The 16,585-nt window shown below is 62.8% G+C and carries 20 protein-coding genes, 1 tRNA gene and 1 pseudogene; 7 read left to right on the top strand and 15 right to left on the bottom strand.

Going from position 1 to position 16,585, the window contains the following annotated elements; all coding sequences use genetic code 11:
- From HB677_RS08485 to HB677_RS08475, 3 genes are all read right to left on the bottom strand, one after another.
- Positions 1-745: hypothetical protein (locus HB677_RS08485; protein WP_213815234.1), on the bottom strand; the 745-nt coding region annotated here is incomplete at its 3' end.
- On the bottom strand, positions 742-1,206 hold the full coding sequence (locus tag HB677_RS08480) for an ImmA/IrrE family metallo-endopeptidase (protein WP_213815233.1): 465 nt from the start codon (positions 1,204-1,206) through the stop codon (positions 742-744). The genes HB677_RS08480 and HB677_RS08485, both read right to left, overlap by 4 nt.
- 65 nt (positions 1,207-1,271) lie before the next feature.
- The gene (locus tag HB677_RS08475) at positions 1,272-1,694 is read right to left on the bottom strand and encodes a hypothetical protein (RefSeq protein WP_213815232.1); all 423 of its coding nucleotides are present in this window, start codon (positions 1,692-1,694) and stop codon (positions 1,272-1,274) included.
- Between the two features lie 162 nt (positions 1,695-1,856).
- On the opposite strand from HB677_RS08475, the pseudogene HB677_RS18410 reads away from it, so the two are divergent.
- From HB677_RS18410 to HB677_RS08460, 4 genes and pseudogenes are all read left to right on the top strand, one after another.
- Positions 1,857-2,270 (top strand): annotated as a pseudogene (locus HB677_RS18410) (ArdC family protein); the annotation flags it as partial.
- A gap of 136 nt (positions 2,271-2,406) precedes the next feature.
- Positions 2,407-2,610 (top strand): hypothetical protein, encoded by a 204-nt coding sequence (locus tag HB677_RS08470; RefSeq protein ID WP_213815231.1) that lies wholly within the window; start codon positions 2,407-2,409, stop codon positions 2,608-2,610.
- 76 nt (positions 2,611-2,686) lie between these two features.
- Positions 2,687-3,145: a single-stranded DNA-binding protein gene (locus tag HB677_RS08465; protein ID WP_213815230.1), complete on the top strand. Its 459-nt coding sequence runs from the start codon at positions 2,687-2,689 to the stop codon at positions 3,143-3,145.
- An 8-nt stretch (positions 3,146-3,153) separates the two neighbouring features.
- Positions 3,154-3,741: a hypothetical protein gene (locus HB677_RS08460; protein ID WP_213815229.1), complete on the top strand. Its 588-nt coding sequence runs from the start codon at positions 3,154-3,156 to the stop codon at positions 3,739-3,741.
- Between the two features lie 366 nt (positions 3,742-4,107).
- Here HB677_RS08460 and HB677_RS08455 read toward each other — a convergent pair whose 3' ends face one another.
- Complete coding sequence (locus tag HB677_RS08455) at positions 4,108-4,611, bottom strand: toll/interleukin-1 receptor domain-containing protein (RefSeq protein WP_213815228.1); 504 nt, start codon at positions 4,609-4,611, stop codon at positions 4,108-4,110.
- Positions 4,612-5,022: 411 nt separating this feature from the next.
- Here HB677_RS08455 and HB677_RS08450 point away from each other — a divergent pair, with 411 nt between their 5' ends.
- A complete protein-coding gene (locus HB677_RS08450; protein WP_213815227.1) occupies positions 5,023-6,417 on the top strand; it encodes a hypothetical protein in 1,395 nt (464 codons plus the stop codon).
- 71 nt (positions 6,418-6,488) lie between these two features.
- Positions 6,489-7,103: a GIY-YIG nuclease family protein gene (locus HB677_RS08445; protein ID WP_213815226.1), complete on the top strand. Its 615-nt coding sequence runs from the start codon at positions 6,489-6,491 to the stop codon at positions 7,101-7,103.
- Between the two features lie 16 nt (positions 7,104-7,119).
- Here the strand turns inward: HB677_RS08445 and HB677_RS18825 are convergent, their stop codons facing one another.
- From HB677_RS18825 to HB677_RS08420, 5 genes are all read right to left on the bottom strand, one after another.
- The gene (locus HB677_RS18825; RefSeq protein ID WP_213815225.1) at positions 7,120-8,286 is read right to left on the bottom strand and encodes a site-specific integrase; all 1,167 of its coding nucleotides are present in this window, start codon (positions 8,284-8,286) and stop codon (positions 7,120-7,122) included.
- Positions 8,287-8,309: 23 nt separating this feature from the next.
- Complete coding sequence (locus HB677_RS08435) at positions 8,310-8,546, bottom strand: AlpA family transcriptional regulator (RefSeq protein WP_213815224.1); 237 nt, start codon at positions 8,544-8,546, stop codon at positions 8,310-8,312.
- Between the two features lie 170 nt (positions 8,547-8,716).
- Positions 8,717-8,790 (bottom strand) — tRNA-Ile (locus HB677_RS08430).
- 152 nt (positions 8,791-8,942) lie between these two features.
- Complete coding sequence (locus HB677_RS08425) at positions 8,943-10,238, bottom strand: glycosyltransferase (protein ID WP_255546371.1); 1,296 nt, start codon at positions 10,236-10,238, stop codon at positions 8,943-8,945.
- Between the two features lie 79 nt (positions 10,239-10,317).
- Positions 10,318-11,262, bottom strand: a complete 945-nt coding sequence (locus tag HB677_RS08420; protein WP_307852529.1) for a multidrug DMT transporter permease — start codon at positions 11,260-11,262, stop codon at positions 10,318-10,320.
- A 40-nt stretch (positions 11,263-11,302) separates the two neighbouring features.
- Here HB677_RS08420 and def point away from each other — a divergent pair, with 40 nt between their 5' ends.
- Positions 11,303-11,869 carry a peptide deformylase gene (gene def / locus HB677_RS08415; protein ID WP_213815223.1) on the top strand — a complete coding sequence of 189 codons (567 nt, stop codon included), beginning with the start codon at positions 11,303-11,305 and terminating at the stop codon, positions 11,867-11,869.
- A 60-nt stretch (positions 11,870-11,929) separates the two neighbouring features.
- Here def and HB677_RS08410 read toward each other — a convergent pair whose 3' ends face one another.
- The 6 genes from HB677_RS08410 to HB677_RS08385 form a co-directional block, all read right to left on the bottom strand.
- Positions 11,930-12,235 carry an AzlD domain-containing protein gene (locus HB677_RS08410; RefSeq protein ID WP_213815222.1) on the bottom strand — a complete coding sequence of 102 codons (306 nt, stop codon included), beginning with the start codon at positions 12,233-12,235 and terminating at the stop codon, positions 11,930-11,932.
- Entirely contained in the window at positions 12,232-12,972 is a 741-nt protein-coding gene (locus tag HB677_RS08405) for an AzlC family ABC transporter permease (protein WP_213815221.1), read from the bottom strand. The genes HB677_RS08410 and HB677_RS08405 overlap by 4 nt, the downstream gene beginning before the upstream one ends.
- Complete coding sequence (locus HB677_RS08400; protein WP_213815220.1) at positions 12,969-13,880, bottom strand: sensor histidine kinase; 912 nt, start codon at positions 13,878-13,880, stop codon at positions 12,969-12,971. The genes HB677_RS08405 and HB677_RS08400 overlap by 4 nt, the downstream gene beginning before the upstream one ends.
- A 62-nt stretch (positions 13,881-13,942) precedes the next feature.
- Positions 13,943-14,257 carry a hypothetical protein gene (locus HB677_RS08395; protein WP_307852528.1) on the bottom strand — a complete coding sequence of 105 codons (315 nt, stop codon included), beginning with the start codon at positions 14,255-14,257 and terminating at the stop codon, positions 13,943-13,945.
- Positions 14,258-14,499: 242 nt separating this feature from the next.
- Positions 14,500-15,165, bottom strand: a complete 666-nt coding sequence (locus tag HB677_RS08390) for a response regulator transcription factor (RefSeq protein ID WP_213815218.1) — start codon at positions 15,163-15,165, stop codon at positions 14,500-14,502.
- Positions 15,162-16,415 (bottom strand): sensor histidine kinase, encoded by a 1,254-nt coding sequence (locus HB677_RS08385; protein WP_213815217.1) that lies wholly within the window; start codon positions 16,413-16,415, stop codon positions 15,162-15,164. Before HB677_RS08385 ends, HB677_RS08390 begins: the two co-directional genes overlap by 4 nt.
- Positions 16,416-16,585 lie beyond the last annotated feature (170 nt).

The raw sequence follows: 16,585 nt of genomic DNA, 5'->3' as shown, positions 1-16,585 counted from the left end.
CCTCGACCGAAAGCATGCGTGCCGTCCGTTCGCGTGAGTGCGCGCGCACGGTACGTGTCGCGGGACCGCTGGCGAACCCGAGACAAAGGAACAAGAACGTCATCAGATACAGCGGCGAATAGGCCAGATCGATCGCGGTCATCAGTGCCAGGTTTCCGCTGAGATGGGCCAGATCCATGGCAATGACCACGATGCTCAGAAAGATGCCGCAAACGCTCCCCGCGACAAGCACACCCGGAGAGAGCGCTTGCAATCCCGCGCTGATTTGGACTTGTCGCGCACCGAGCACCGCCATCGCCGCAAGCACAATCCCGTAGTAGGCGAACTGGATCGCCGAATATGCCGCTGCAGCCGACTGTGTGCCGAGATCGAGCATAAATGTTGTCGTAGTTACACCACGCTCAATGAGTGCAAAAGCCGTAATCGCCAAGCCGAGCGCAACCAAGAGCGCAACTGGGCTGAGCGCAAATCGGATGGGTAGCGGCTGATTCTCGGAAGCTCTTGCGACGCCGCGACCGAGGAAGAAAACTCCGGTCATTAGAGTCAAGTCCGCTAACAAAGTGACTAGATTGACCCCGCCGGCTAGCGCATCGAGCGTCCGGTACACCACGTCGATGTTGAGAGTCGTCGCAAGTGCGATGGTCAGCGCCGCATAGGTGATGTTTCGCTCGGCGCGTCCACGACGCAAGACCAGTAAGCATGCGGCTAGCAGCCACATGAACACAGAAACGACGATTGCGATCATCCGAATATTTCCAAGTAACGGGAGCTTTGCATCGTAGCTCCCCGAATCGCCGCAGCGAGGCGATCAGCAAGTGACTCCGCCAGAATCTCCTCGGCGGTATCGAGGTCTTGGCGCTTTAGCAGCCGGGCGCGTGTCTCGGACGAAATGTCAGGGAGAAGGATGTCGGGACCATCGCCGTTGTCCTCGACGTTGTGACCGAGGATCATGTGCGCTAGTTCATGAAGAACGAATTGTTGGCGATGAAGTGCCGAATCACTGTGCGCGTGAAGCACGAGATCCTCGGCGTCAGTCATGATCCAGACGGCACACAAACCGTCCTCAATCCCCAGGTCGCTGAGTTCTACGATTCTCAGCCGCCGGCGACGTTGGCGCTGGAGGGCATCGACCAGCTCATCGAAAGTGAAGGCCGCCCCGAGCACAAGCTCGTCGAGCGACGGGTCCAGGTCAATCTCGATGGTCATGCGAATTCACATCCTCTCCGATGTGCGCGGGCTCGTCCCGTCGAGGCGCGCTCGCACTCTGATAGCTACGTTGGCGCGATCTCCTCGTCTAGGAATTTGCTGATAGCGCGAAGCGCGTCAGGCGAGATGTCCCCGAGTGTCCGCGCCGCGTAGGACTTGACACGCGCGGATCGCATTGCTCGGACGAGGTCGAGTTGTGCGCTCACTTTCGCGGGTGTACCAACGCCGGCATCACCGGCGAGGAAGGCGGGGTCGACGTCGAAGAACGCCGCTAGCCCTTCAAAGAGAGCGGGATCCTGGACGTAGCGATGCCCATTCACCATGTAGGTCCAACGTGACCTCGATAGGTTGGCGCCGCGCTCCTCGAGGAACGCAGCGATCTGGCCAAAGGTTGGCTCAGTCCCCGTCTCAGCGATTGAGACATCGAGCAGTAGCCGAAGGCGCTTGGCGAGGTCCTCTGCTTTTGCTTTGTTGTCGAGTTCAGTCATCTCGGCCACCTTTCACCCTCGGGCGAGGCAAAGCTGTTCGATCTACGTGTGCCCGTGCAGTGGGCATTGACAGGCACCAATCTACGCTTTGATCATGCCCAAAACAAGGATTGCGCGTGCTCAAAACTGGTGATAGAACGAAGTCTCACTCGGTCGTTGAGCATGCTCAACTCGTACAAGTTGCGGCCAGAGTTGGAGGTACGGGTCGGCGCACCTCTGGGTCAGCCACGCACTCACGCGCGGCAGCCAAAGAGGAAGGTAATTGTTGTGCCAGGGAATCCGCCCTCGCGAGACACTCGGGATCTGCAGCTCGCCCAACTTCACGAACGCCTGACCGCCGCAGTCGAGACCTTGGTCACCGGGAACGAGTGGCGTCGAGCGCTCGAGTTCGCTGCCAGGTTCCGAGCTCGCTCTTTCAACAACACGCTCCTGATCTGGAGCCAGCATGCGGCGGCCTTCGAACGCGGGTCTGTGCTCACACCTCTGCCCAGCTTCGTGGCGGGTTTCGGGCAGTGGCTGACACTTGGTCGACATGTATCGCCGGGCCAGAAGGGCTACATGATCTTCGCTCCAGTCACGGCACGTTTCGCCTCTTCAGCTCCAGCTGACCAGGCTTCTTGGCGCAGACTGAGTCGAAACGAGAGGCCGCGTGACCACAGTCGGCGACCGCGGCTCCCGTTCATCGCAACGCTCCGTACGCAGAGTCGCCATCATGCCCCCCGACAAAATCCGCACCCTGCCGTTTGGAACGGGCTTGATTCTCCTGCGCGCCGCGCCACCCGTCGTGGCAAGACTTCGGATGTGGACTGCGCGATCCGATGCTGAGGAACTTCGAGCGAATCGCGCCGAAATCGAAATGCTCATGCAGAAGCCAGCCCAGGCCGGACCAGCGGAGGACGCTGCCAGCGAGGACTGAGGGCGAGTGTGGATCGGCGCACCTCATAGCGAGCGCGGATCGCACCGACCCGCCCGACTAGAGGAGGTTGAGTCCCATGACGCTTCACACCCAGCTATCTCTTTCCGGCTTCATCGCTTCGGAGCCGCAGCACTCGGTAACCGAGAACGGAGACAGTCGTTTCTATGTCCGGATCGGCCAGCAGCACTTCCGACGCGAGGATGACGGCGGTTTCACGGAGCTTGACCCAAGTTTCCATGACATGGTCGCGTATCGTGCTACTGCCGATCGAGCACTCGACCGTTTTGCCAAGGGCGACAGTTTCGTGGCCGAAGGCTACGTCCGCTCCTTTCAAGTCGAACGAGATGGCGAAGCCGTCGAGCGGGAAGAGTTCGTCGCCAAGAAGATCGGCCACGACCTCGCCCGTACCAACTACGAGGTCGACCGAACCCGGCGTGCGCCCGGTGCCACGGAGCGAGATGCGCCGGTGGTCGGCAACATGGTCTTGCAGGACGCGGGGCCCATTCGCGGGAACACAACCTCGCTCGCCCTTTGAAGTCGGCTATGCCCGAACAGCTTTTCGACTTGGACCCCGATGACAGCGGGGAACGCTTAGCCGACGACGACTTCGACGAACTCGAAGGGCCGCTCCTAGCGGAGCCGCCACATCCCATCAACTGGAACCTACTCACTGCCGAGGAAGCCGAAACCGAGTGGATCGAACTCAACCGCTGGGTCAACTGGCTCCGACGAACCTACGGCCTCCCAGCATCAGTTGTTCCCCCGTTCTGGCATCGACACCCCGAACTCGTCTGGGAACTCTCGGCGCTCCACCTGCACTGGCTGTGCGCCTACGACCCAGACCAACACGGTTCGGCACCCTTCGGCTGGCACCGCGACTTCGCCGACGCCCGCCAGCGCCTCCGCGATTGGATCGCGAGCTCAGGTACACGACTGGATCGCGACCGACCGACGCGCCAGACAGCTTGGCCCGGCGAGCCTAGCGCTGACTCGGTCGAAGACATTGTGATCAACGATCGCGACAACGACTTCGTGGACTTCGTCATCGAAGACACCGCGAGACGGCGTCAGGCCGAGGCTGATTTCTATGCCCGAGAAGAAACAAATAAGGCGAGCACGGAACCGGTCTGATACCTTTTTCTCGACGGCGGTCCAACGAAGAACCGCGAGATCTGGCCATTGCAGTGCAGGCCCAACCCACATTGGAAAGGGATGCACTGTTATGTCTGCTTGTACCAAAAAACCTTACGCAAGTCCGAGCGAGGCGCTCAAAGCGCTCTCGATTTTGCGCCGTCGTGGATATCCACATCTCGCCGGCATCCACTGGTGTTCATACTGTCGGTGCTGGCACACGACGTCGAAGAAGCAGAGTGGTCGCCGTATTGCTCGAATTCGTCAACACAGTCGGGCGAGCCGTTCAGTGTGAGAGCTGCCGCATGCCTGAACCGGCCTGAAGTGCCTATCGACGGTGAGGCATCGTGGACGCGCTTCTAGGCACTACTTCGTGACCGATCTCATGCTTAGTTCGTCCGCCTCCTCCTCGGTGACGATGCCGACGAGCTCGGCGATCTTCACGACAATGTCTTCCATCGATTCTTCCGCCGTGCTGAATCCACCTCGCGACGCGAGTGTTGGGGTGACCTGGTCAAGCTCCTCGAACGTCACGCCATGCATGACCGGCACCAAGAGGCTTCGACGCAGCAACGCGCTCAGCTCATTGCTCGCAATGCTTCGATCGGTACGCAGCTTGTCGAGCATGGCGGGAGTGACCAACACGATCCCCATGCGTGAACTCACCAACCCGCGGTCGATGGCAACTCGCATATCCGTACCCGGACGAAGACTCACTTCGCTAAACCACACCGACACGTCTTTTCCGATGAGCAGCTCGTAGACGTCATTCGCAGCCGCTTGGCGATCGGGCCAGGCATGACATAGGAATACATCGTTCGCCTGTGTACGAACGACCGTTGCCGCACGTACAGACTGAAGGTCGCGCACCTGCTGTTGCGTGTACGAGACAGTCGATCCGCTGGGCTGCCAAGCCGGACGGGCGGTACCGCCTCCCACGCCGCCGGTACTGCCCGACAAGCTCCCGCTCCTCCGCACAGGCGCGGCCGGTGTGGGGTATGACGGGTATGACCGAGGCTGCGAGTAGGAACGCCCATATCCGGACGAGCATGCAGGGCAGTTCGCGCGACCACTTGCAGTGCGGTGGCCTTCTCTTGGAGCTGTGCATTGAGCCATGTGCTGATCGTAGTGAAGACCTACGACACCGCGTCAACAAAGCCCGCCGCTGCCCAGAAGGTGATCGTTGACTAGACGAATTTTGCACAACGCACCAACGAGCGTTTCAGTCGCGCGTTCTCCGACTGGCGGATACCCTGAACAAACCTTCTGAGAGGACGAAACTTGGCGAGCGAGCAGATCGAACCTGTGGAAGTACATGCGATCACCGAGCGGCGATTCAACGCCCACGTGGTCTGGGCGCGGGGCGCAGGACTGCTTCCCCTGGTCAAGGAAGTGGAGTGGTTGGAGATCAAGCCGGGTCGAGTACTTGGGACTGTGTTTCTTGACCTCACCGATCAAGACCTCAACGGCGCAGTGTTAGCCCCCGATCTCGCGGGCAGATATCGAGGTGTAGACACGATAGGCAGTCACACCAACATCCCTGATGTGATCAACGACACTGCTGCGAGCATGGTTCGCGTTCATCGCGACTATGACCAATCGCGGACACAAGGCGATGAGAGGCCTTCAGAGGACTTCTTCGCGAAAGCGGCTAAGGAGAGCAAACTCCACCCCCGGTTTATGTATCTCCGGGATAGCCCGAGCGCTGTGGCCGCACGACGCCTCATTGAGATCGCTATGCGCTGGTTCGAGAATCAAGACGGCTCTTTCGTAGAGCAGTTTCAGACGACTGCCTTTGATGCTCGGATCTGGGAGCTATACCTCTGGGCCATGCTTCGGGAGGCAAATCTCAGAGTCGAGCAGCCAAAGCCCGCCCCGGACTTCCTGGCTCGTGGCCTCGAAGGCGACTTCTATGTGGAAGCCACGACAGCAAATCCGCCGCCGTCTGACAAGGTGGTTCCGGTTCCCGAAACCGGCGAGGCGACCTTCGACTACATCCACAACTACCTGCCCACCCGTTTCTCTGGGCCTCTGTGCGCCAAGCTAGACAAGCGCTATTGGGAACGCAAAGGCGTAGAGGACATTCCCTTCGTCATCGCCATCCAAGACTTTCATCGGGAACTCTCAATGACCTGGAGCCAGTCAGCGTTGTTCGAGTATTTGTACGGCGTGAGGATCGAAGAAGTCGAAATTGATGGCTCAATGCAGGACGTCGAGGTGCCGGTGACGAACATCAAGTGGGGCGACAAGGAGCTGCCGTCGGGATTCTTCAAGCTGGCGGACTCGGAGCACATCAGCGCGGTTGCGTTCAACGCGGCCGGGACCCTCACCAAGTTCAATCGCATGGGCATCGCAGCGGGTATGGGAGAGCCAACTGTCAGAGCGCAGCATGCTGGTCGACGATTCTCCAACTCGACCGACGGTGTGGAGGAAGCGTTTTCGCATTTGGTAACGGAGGACTACGAGGAAGGCTGGATCGACGGTCTCACCGTATTTCACAATCCATCCGCGCTTCGCCCACTCCCATTTGAGGCGCTGCCAGGGGCAGCGCATGTCTTCGAGGAAGGGGGTCTGCGCCGTCAGTTCACTCCGGCTGGACATCTTGTCACTAGCACTACGACGCTCATCTCAAGTTCCGGTCCTGAACCGGACGCGCGGACTGCAGGCCTTAGCTGAGAACTCCAGACAGAGATTCGCGAAAACCAATCAAGAGCCGTCAAGTCTCTCGAGCATGGGACCATGTCGACGTGACGATCATCGAGGAACACGCGATACAAGCTCGCATCACCTTGTCTGCCGTCGGCTGGGTCATTTCCGATGCCGCGACCATGGTGGGCTCGGTTCCGGGACTGTATTCGATTCACGCAGCACAAGATGGCTGGGCCGAGCTGGGTCTCGACTATCGAGCCGGCATTCCGCTGTATGTGGGCAAGTCCGAGTCAAACCTTGCCCACCGGGAGCTGGGTCAGCATTTCGCGATCAATCCAGCTGTGCCTTCTCGGACCGGCGGTTCGACCGTCCGCCGATCTTTCGCTGCGTTGTTACGCGAGCCTCTCGGACTTCGCGGTGTACCGCGCAACAAAGACAATCCAGAGCGCTTTGCGAACTTCGGACTGGAGCCAGACGGGGACCACCTTCTAACTCAATGGATGCATGAGCACCTCACTTTGGCCGTATGGCCCATGCCCAACAACGTGGACATCAAGCAGCTGGGAGCGGTCGAGATTGATGTGATCAAGTATTGGGTCCCGCCATTGAACATCAAGGACAACCCTGGACGCCTCCGACACCTTCGCGTGGCTCGAGCACAACTAGCCGCTGACGCTCGCGCCTGGGCGTCTAGAGGCCATCCCGTCCTATAGAGCACATGCCATCTGCTCATTGTGTTTCTGGTGGTGCAAGTTGTTGCATGATTGCCGCTGGCTCCGCTTTCACAGTGCGATCCGGCTCGGCATAGTGGTCTCTCGTCGTCGACGTTGAGGTGTGCCCGAGCACGTCGGCCGCAGCCTGCAGACCAAGTTCATTGGCGAGAAGAGTTGCCCCGGTTCGGCGGAAAGCGTGCGGCGTGATCTCCAGGCCCTCGAGTCCCGCGTTCTTGAGGATCGCGCGGAACGTGCGTCGAACGTTGTGCGGCGCTCTCAACGTCCCCTTGTAGGTGAAGAAGAGCGGATGCTCGTCGTCCTCCCCAGCAATCGACTCAAGGCGGCGGCGGATCACCTCAGCCGCAAACTGGGGCACTCCCACGACGCGGTTCGACTCGTGAGTCTTGGGATGCGACTGCCGAACCACACCCGCTCCCGTCTTCACCAGGACAGTCCCATTGATATAGACGAGCGGAGGCTCGGCATCCATGTCCACGTCGCATTTCCTCAGTGCCAGGGTCTCACCGATGCGGGTAGCGGTGCCGAGCATGACTTCGATGATGTCGCGGATCTGGCCGTCGGGCTGCGGGCCCATTCGGCCCTCTTCAGTCCGCCAACTCTGGGCGGCAGCACGGATGGCAGCGATCTGCTCGGTCGTGAGTGCCTTCGGGGTGTGCGGGGGCTTCTTCATCCGAGAAAGGTCCTTGACCGGGTTTCGAGGGATGATTCCCCGCCGCACGGCGAATCCCAGAATCATTCCTAGGATCGTTCGCGAGTGCTTCGCGCGAGGGTAGGAGATGGCACGCTGCTCCTTAAGAAACGGCTCGATGCGCCCGACTGTCACCTCGCGGATCGTGAAATTACTGAAGACCGGCAAAACCAGCGTGCGCAGTTCGCGCTGGTAGATCTCTTTCGTGCTGTCCGCGCGATCGACGTCCATGAGCAAATCCTCGACCCAGGCGGCGGCCAGTGCCTCGAACGAGGAGTCTGCGTTCAATGAGTCGCCAGCGCCGCCGACGTGCCGACCGACGAGTTCGACTTTGAGGGCAGCCGCAGCCTCGTTGGCGCTGGTTCCTGTGGCGCTGACCTGCCGGGTTTCCCCATCCCAATCACGGAAGCGCGTGTACGCGCGGTATCGCCCCGGACCGACCTTCGCCGTCTTGATCGTGCCGAAGGTACTCACTGGCAATCGCGGTCGACCCGCCATCAGAGCTGGCCTTCAGCGAGGGCAAGGCTGGGTTGCGGCTCGTGCAGGTCATCGAGCCAATGACGCACATCGGAGATCCGATAGCGGATCTCGCGTCCCACTCGAAAACCGGACGGGCCGCGTCCGTCGTTCCGCAGATCGTAGATGGCCTGCACGTGCACGCCGAGGTATTCAGCGAGCTCGCTTGTTGTCAGCACGGGCTCCAAACCGAGCCCAAGGTAGCGTTCAGTATCCATACCCCGTAGGTGTCCGAGGTCATCCCAGACGAACCTAGATGAATCGAACACCCCGCGAAACGGCGCGCTTAAGCATCCGAAATCTGGCAATACTTGCTGTATAAACGTTAAACGCATCAGGTCTTGTCCTTTTCTTGGAACAAGAAATCCTGATCAGACCGTCTATTTCGTAGGGCGGACGGGACTTGAACCCGTGACCGACGGATTATGAGTCCGCTGCTCTAACCAGCTGAGCTACCACCCCGCACCGCATTACGACAATTACCTGCCGTGTGCGGTCACTGCCGCTCGAAAGCAGCAGCGCTATTACGATACAGGCTCACCCGCTACGCGGTGATACACGGCTCCCGTCGGTTTCCCGAGGCAGTGCCGTCGCCGCCGAGCGCTCCTCTGACGCTATTCAGTCGGGCGGAGCTTTGCGGTCAACTTGGCCCGCCAGGCGGACTTGGGCTCGGCGGCCGCGCGGGGGTCGGCGGCTTCCTCAACGATGGTGTCGGTGACGAGCTCTCCGCGGTACAACGCTTCGAAGGTGGTGAGCGTCCGCTGGATGTCATGCGCTTCGACGATCTTGAGGCTCTCGCGCTTGAAGCGCTGCAGCTCCTCTTCCGGCATCGTCAGAACGTCGTTCAGACGGTCGCGGAACTGATCGATGTTGCCCGGCTCAAAGAGGAAGCCGTTTTCGCCATCGTGCACAAGGTGCGGAAGCGCCATGGCGTTGGCCGCGACGATGGGCAGGCCTGAGGCCATCGCCTCCATGGTCGCGATGCTCTGGAGCTCGGCGATGGAGGGCATCGCGAACACGGTCGCGCGGGTCAGTGCATTGCGGAGGTACTCCTCGGTCACGTAGCCCGTGAAGACGACCCGATCGCTGACGCCCAGCGACGCCGCGAGCGAGGTGAGCTGGTGGACGATCTCTCCCCCGCCGACGATCTCGAGCTTGGCGTTCAGCGACGCGTCAAGCTTGGCAAAAGCACGAATCAGCTTGTCGAGCTGCTTCTCCCCCGTCACTCGTCCCACGAAGACGATGAGGTTTTCCTTGCGCGGCGTGAAGTCAGGCGTGTAGTTGTCCGCGTCGATGCCACACGAGATCGCGAGAACTCCCCGGAGCTTGGTGTTTGCCTCGAGGAAGTCCGCGGCCTTGCGCGTGGGCGTTGTGATCGCTTCGGCACGCCCGAAGGATCGCGCCGCCGCATTCCAGGCGGCCTGGACTGCGGCCCGCTGGAAGCGCTTCGGGATGCGCGTGTGCTCGAGCATGTTCTCGGGCATGAAGTGATTGGTGCCGATCACGCGAATGCCGCGCTTGACCGCCTGGTTCGAGAGTCCGCGTCCCACGATGATGTGCGACTGGAAGTGCACGACGTCAGGCTTGACCTCGTCGAGGATCCGGGCGCTGTTCTGTTCGATGCGGAACGGCATGGCGAACCGCAGCCACGGGTGCGGGTACCAGCGCGCACTGAACAGGCGGTGCACGACGAACTGCTGTCCCTCGTGCGTCTCGAGGAACGTGCCGAACTTCCGGTACGAACCGGCCGGCGCAACCATGTGCACCTCGTGTCCGCGGGCGGTGAGTCCAGCCGCGAGACGGGCTGTGAACATCGCCGCGCCGTTAATCTCGGGCGCGAAGGTGTCGGCTCCGATAACAATGCGCAACGGCTTCACTGCGGAAGTCGCATCCTGCGGGGCGTCAGTCAAGATGAGGAATCCCTAAATGTTGTCGAGCTGCGGGACGAACCCGCAGTTTGGGCAATGCGGAGAGTACAACCAACGTACCCTAGCGGTTCGTTTGGGGGTGGTGTTTGGCAAGTTGAAACACCCCGTACACGGCAAGTGCGCCGGCAACGAGGAAGGCGGGTATGGCCCAGATGGGAGCGTTGGCGGCCTCCCCCAGGACGATGACCCCGATCGAGACACCGACAACGGGGTCGATGACGGTCAGCCCGGCGACGACCAGGTCCGGCGGACCGGACGAATAGGCGGTCTGCACGAAGTAGGAACCGAGGAGGGATGTCACGATGAGCGCGATCACGCACAACACCGTCAGCCATTCCACCGTGTTCAGCTGAAAACCGGTGAGGGCCAGCGTGTGGACCCGGTCAATGACAACCTTCGCGAGGGTTGCGACGAAACCAAAGAGAACACCGGCGCCGACGATATAGAAAATCGCGCCGAACCGGGCCCGGAGGGTCGCGAAGACAATACTGAAGGCGACCAGCACGACGGCGAGAATGATCAGCACCGTGACCAGTTCGCGTTCCGCGATCGGTTTGGATGTCGCGGTGAACGCCGCGACCGTCACGAACAGTCCAACTCCACCCACGCAGAAGATGATCGCGCGGATCGATTCCCGGTCCAGCTTCACCTTGCTCACCCGCGAGTTCACGACGGCGGTGATCACGAGCGCCACGGCGCCCAGGGGCTGCACGACGATCAGTGGCGCAAGCCAGAGGCTCGTGAGTTGCAGAACGATGGCGAGACCCAGCATCAGGGTACCGATGACCCATGAGGGTCTGGTCAGCAGCGCGCCCAGCTGACGCATGCTGAGACCCTTTTGCGCGCCGGATGCCGCGAACTGGGCGTCCACCTTGCCGACACCCCGGTGCTGAAACTGCGCACCGAGCGCGAGAAAGACCGATCCGACCAACGCGACCGGGATGCCGAGCGCTTGCGACGGCGTCAGCGAGATCGGGCTAACGGGGACAGCGAGGTCAAGGAGCACGCATCGAATCTACCCGCCACACGACCGATAACCTGTGTGAATGGCCGTTCTCCCCATTCTCATTACAGGCGATCCCGTGTTGCACGGCTCCGCGTCATCCGTCACCGTCTTCGACGACTCCCTGCGCGAACTTGTCGCCGACATGGTCGAAACGATGCATGCGGCTCCCGGCGTGGGTCTCGCCGCTCCGCAGGTCGGGTTCCCGCTGCGTCTCTTCGTCTTTCATTGGGTGGATGACTCGGATACCGAGTTCAGTGGAGTGGCCGTCAATCCCGAGCTGTGGGTCAGCCCTCCCCCGGTCGGCGAGCTCGACGAGGACGAGGAGTCCGAGGGGTGCCTGTCCGTTCCGGGCGAGCGGTACCCGCTGCACCGGTCGGAACTCGCGATTCTGCGGGCGGTCGATCTGGACCAGAACCCCTTCGAGATCAGGGCGGAAGGATGGCTCGCGCGAATCTTCCAGCACGAGTACGACCACCTCGACGGCGTCCTCTACGTCGATCGTCTCGAGCACGTTCATGCGAAGACCGCGGCGAAGGTCATCCGCAAGGCCGGCTGGGGAACACCGGGGCTGAGCTGGACCCCGGGCGTCGACGACCTCGAGGGCTAACCGCGGTCGCTGAGCGCTGACCGCATCACGGTCGAACCGCTGTCGCCCTGACGCCCTTTGTCAGGTCCACAGCCGGATGAGGGCCGCCGTCGCCGCCGAGGCAACGATCACGATGACAAACGGGACGCGCAGCGCGAAGAGTCCCGCGGCGAGGATCAGTGCCGGCACCCGGGCATCGAGCACAATCGCGGTTCCGCTGACCACCGTCTGCACGGCGATCAGCGCTGACAGCAGCGCGACGGTGAGCAGGGAGCTGATGCGGGCCGGTTTTGGGCGCTCCGCAAAGGCGGGAGGCACGAGATATCCCGCGAGCTTCAACGCCAGAATCACGATCGACGAGACGAGTACGATCTGCCAGAGGGTCATGACGCGTCCTCCCCGGTCGGGCGCGAACGCCGCCCCGTTCCGAACCAGTTGGTGAAGCCCACCACGACCGCGACGAGTGCCGCGGCAAGCACCGGCAGTCCGACCGGCAACGCGGGCGAGAGCACCGTTGCCACGATGGCAGCACCAATTGCGACAACGACGGGCTGCAGGGCACGCAGGCGCGGCCAGAGCAACCCGAGGAAGGCTGCCCCGGCTGCGGCGTCCAACCCGTACTGACGAACGTCGCCGAGGAGGTCTCCCACGAAGGCGCCGACGAGGGTGGTGAGGTTCCAGCCGATGTAGATGGCGATACCCGTCCACCAGAAGCCTGTGCGTTGGGCGTCACGGGTCGGCTGGGCCGTGGCGACCGCGGTGCTCTCATCGATCGTGATGTGCGCGGCCAACGCCCGACGCAGTGGAGATCCGCCGATGACCGGTGCCATGCGGATGCCGTACAGGGTGTTGCGCACACCGAGCAACGCGGCACTGGTGATGGCGGCTGCTCCCGCGGACGTGCCGCCACTGGCAATCACGCCGATCAGAGCAAACTGCGACCCGCCGGAAAACATCAACAGGCTGAGCACGCAGGTCTGCCAGATATCCAGGCCCGCCGCGACCGACAGTGCTCCGAACGAAACACCGTAGGCGGACACAGCAAAGGCGACGGACAGGCTTGCCCGCACTGCAGCGGTGCGGGGGCTCGGGACATCCCGTGCCGTGTTCTTGCGCTCTCTCACGCGTCCAGGTTGACGCCGTGGACGCCGTTGTGGAAGCGGAGCGCGGGGAACGCGGCGGCGACGGAGAAACCGACACCGGGCACCGAGTAGGCGGTGAAGACGCCACCGAAGAGTGCCGCACGCTCGCGCATCTCGGTGATGCCGGCGCCGCTGACCTCTTCGGTGAGGGCGCTGAGGTTCTCGTCCACGTCGTAGACACGTTCGCGGGAGATCTGGTTGGGGTTCAGTCCGGCGCGGCGCTGCCGTGCGCGTTCGCCGTCGTCATCGATGAGCAGGCGAAGGCCTTCCTCGGTCCACGCGAACGAGATCTTGACCTCCGTGCCCTCCCCGCCGTGTTTGAGGGAGTTGGAGAGGGACTCCTGAAGGATGCGGAAGACGGCGAGTTCGGCGCCGGGCACCAGATCGAAGCGTTCGCCGGTCTCCTCGTAGGTGAGAACAAGGCCCGCCTCGCGCATCATCTTGAACAGCTCGCGGGCAGACTTGAGACGGGGCTGCGGAGCGCCGTCGGCTTCGCCCTCGCGCACGACCGTCATCACCCGACGGAGATCGGCGAGGGTGCTGCGGGCACCGTCTGCGATACCGGCAACGGATCGGAGGGCGGCGGTGGGGTCCTGCTCGCCGGCATACCGGGCGCCCTCCGCCTGGCTGATGATCACAGACACGGAGTGGATGGCGACCTCGTGCAGTTCGCGAATGATGCGAAGCCTGGCCGTTTGCTCGGCGAGGGCGAGCTCGAGGTCGACACGATCACGTTCGGCGTCTTCGCGGTCGAACGCCTGCTCGCGGCGAAGATGGCGCGATCGCAGCCACAGTACGAGCAGCACGATCGTCAGCACGAGAAGCACTACGGAAGCGGCGGACAGCATCGGAAGAAGTACATCCGAGTTGTCGTCGAGCCACGTGATCATGCGTCCGGTCTCCCTCTGGGCCCAATTTGGCCCAGAGGCAGACTAGCGCGGTACCCGGTTGTCTACTTGGCTCCGGGGGCGTATCCGTTGTTGGCGCGAAGGACCTCGAGGCGTGCCCGGTACTCCTTCTCGTCGATGTCGCCCTGGGCGAACCGCTCGGCGAGCGTCGATTCCGCGCTGCGGGACGGGCTGCCCCACGGACCGTGGCCCTCGAAGCCCGCCATGCGAGCCCGGCGGAAACGGCGACCGAAGATGGCGAAGATTACGACGAACAGGGCGATCCAGAACAGCGGGATAAGGAAGAACAGGAAACCGAATCCGGCTCCCCAGGGTCCGCCGACGTGGGCGATGGTGGTGAGGGCTACTGCTGAAAACACGGTGGAATCCATTCTGTGAGGGGGAAAACCTGATGCCTCAAGCCTCACGAGATTCGATCGCCGGCGAATCTTCCGTGCGGAGTCGATCGCGTACTCCCCGGGGCGCACGCCGCAGCGGGTGGGTACTCTCGGCGGACGCCTTGAGCCACGTGTGGCTGCGCCAGGTGCTCACAGCGGGCCCGGGCGCCCGCGGTGATGCCTGGCCCCTGCGGCTGGGGAACGGCGGATGCCGGCGCTGAGGCTTAGTCGTGCCGACCGGCCCGGACGAGGCCGGTCTCGTAGGCGACGACAACGAGCTGAACGCGGTCGCGTGCGGCCAGCTTGGACATGATCCGGCTGACGTGCGTCTTGGCCGTCAGCGGGCTCATGAACAGGGTGCTGCCGATTTCGTCGTTGGTCAGGCCCTGGCCGACCAGTCCGAGGACCTCGTGTTCGCGTTCGGTGAGCACCCGCAGCTGCGAGGCATCCGGTGTGTCCCGCAACTGACCGGCAACGCGCTCGAGAAGCCGGCGAGTGACACTCGGGCTGAGCAACGCCTCTCCCCCGGCAACGACCCGTACGGCGCGGATGAGTTCGACCGGTTCCGTGTCCTTGACCAGGAAGCCGCTCGCGCCCGCGCGGATGGCCTGCCCGACGTACTCGTCCAGCTCGAACGTCGTGACGATCACGATGTGCGTCGATGCGAGGCGCGGGTCCGCTGCGATTTGCTCGGTTGCCCAGAGTCCGTCGCCGTCGGGCATGCGGATGTCCATCAGAACGACGTCGGGCGCCTGTGCCTTGACGAGGGCAACGGCCTCCGCGCCGGTCGCCGCTTCACCGACGATGTCGATGTCGGGCTCATTTTCAAGCAGGCTGCGAAAACCCGCCCGAATGAGCTGCTGGTCGTCGGCGATGGCTACACGAATCACGGGCGGGTCTCCTTGGCGGGTTTCGGAATGCGCGCGAGGACGCGGAAGCCTCCGGTGTCGAGCGGTCCGGCATCGAGGGTCCCGCCCAGCAGCTCGGCGCGCTCGTGCATACCGAGAAGCCCGCGGCCGCCCGAATCGGGGCTGGGTTGCGCCGGAACACCGACACCATCGTCAGTCACCTCGACGGTGAAGGCGTCTGCGGATTCGCCCAGGGTGACGGTCGCGTTTCTGGCTTTTGCATGGCGCGCGACGTTGGTAAGGGATTCCTGCACGATGCGATAGACGGCCAGCTGTGTTGCCTGCGGAACGTCGGCGGGTGCGCCGGTCACGGTGACCGTGATTCCCTGGGATGTCACGGACGCCGCGAGCCCGGGCAGACGACTGAGGTCGGGCTCGGGCACCAGCGGAGCATCCGCGGACACGCCGCCCTCCGCTCTTAGCACCCCGAGAACCGACCGGACCTCATCCAGGGCGGACTTGCTCGTTGACTTGATGCTCGTGAGGGCCTCGCGGGCCTTGTCCGGGTGGTTGTCCATGAGGTGCAGGCCGACGCCGGCCTGCACGTTGATCTGGCTGAGGGAATGCGCGAGCACATCGTGCAACTCCCGGGCAATGCGTACACGCTCGGCCTGCACCTCGCTCTGACGGCGTTGGGCGAGTACCCGGCGAATCTCGTCACCACGGTCCTTGCGGGTGCGAATGGCTTCGGCCAGGCCAAAGACGATGATGATCCCGACCGTCGTGCTGGCAATGCGGAAGGGCTGCCAGGACACCCCAAGCACACCGGCGAGCGTCAGGCTGGCCAGCCACGCGGTGGACACAGCCACCCACGCCCACACCCGGGCGCCGCGAACCACGGCGCTGACGAGGGCGAAGGCCAGGGCGATGTACGGCGGTCCATCTTCCTGGGATCCGACGAACAGGTCGATCGCCGCCACCAGCGAGACGAAGGCGATCACCGGTCCGGGGAACCGTCGGGCCGCAAGCAGCGCAAGGGGGCCGGCCACGGCCAACAGGAGTTCGAGGGCGATCTGCACGGGCGTCAGCGTCGATGGCGTCAGCGACCTGTTGTGGAACACGAAGAACACCGACGGCACCTGCACGAACAGCGAGATAATCACCGGGACGAACAGGCGGAGGTTCTTCGCCACCCGGGTGTCGCGGGGCCGAACTGACCACTCGCCATTCCAGGGCTCGTGCCAGGCGTCCTGGCGACCGGGGTCGAAGCGCGATGGACCCGGGAATGGCATGCCTCGATCGTACGCGGCGACTGCAGCACGGGACATCCGCCCCCGGGTGCCCGGGCACTACTCCCCGGGGAGTACGACGACACAACGATGTCGCACGGAGGCGCCGGCGCGGGGCGTTCGACGAACCGAATCCGGAAACGAAAAAACCCTCACCCGTGGAGGGGTGAGGG

The organism is Glaciihabitans sp. dw_435 (assembly GCF_018449675.1).
Classification (GTDB): domain Bacteria; phylum Actinomycetota; class Actinomycetes; order Actinomycetales; family Microbacteriaceae; genus Glaciihabitans.
This window is presented reverse-complemented; position numbering and strand designations above follow the sequence as displayed.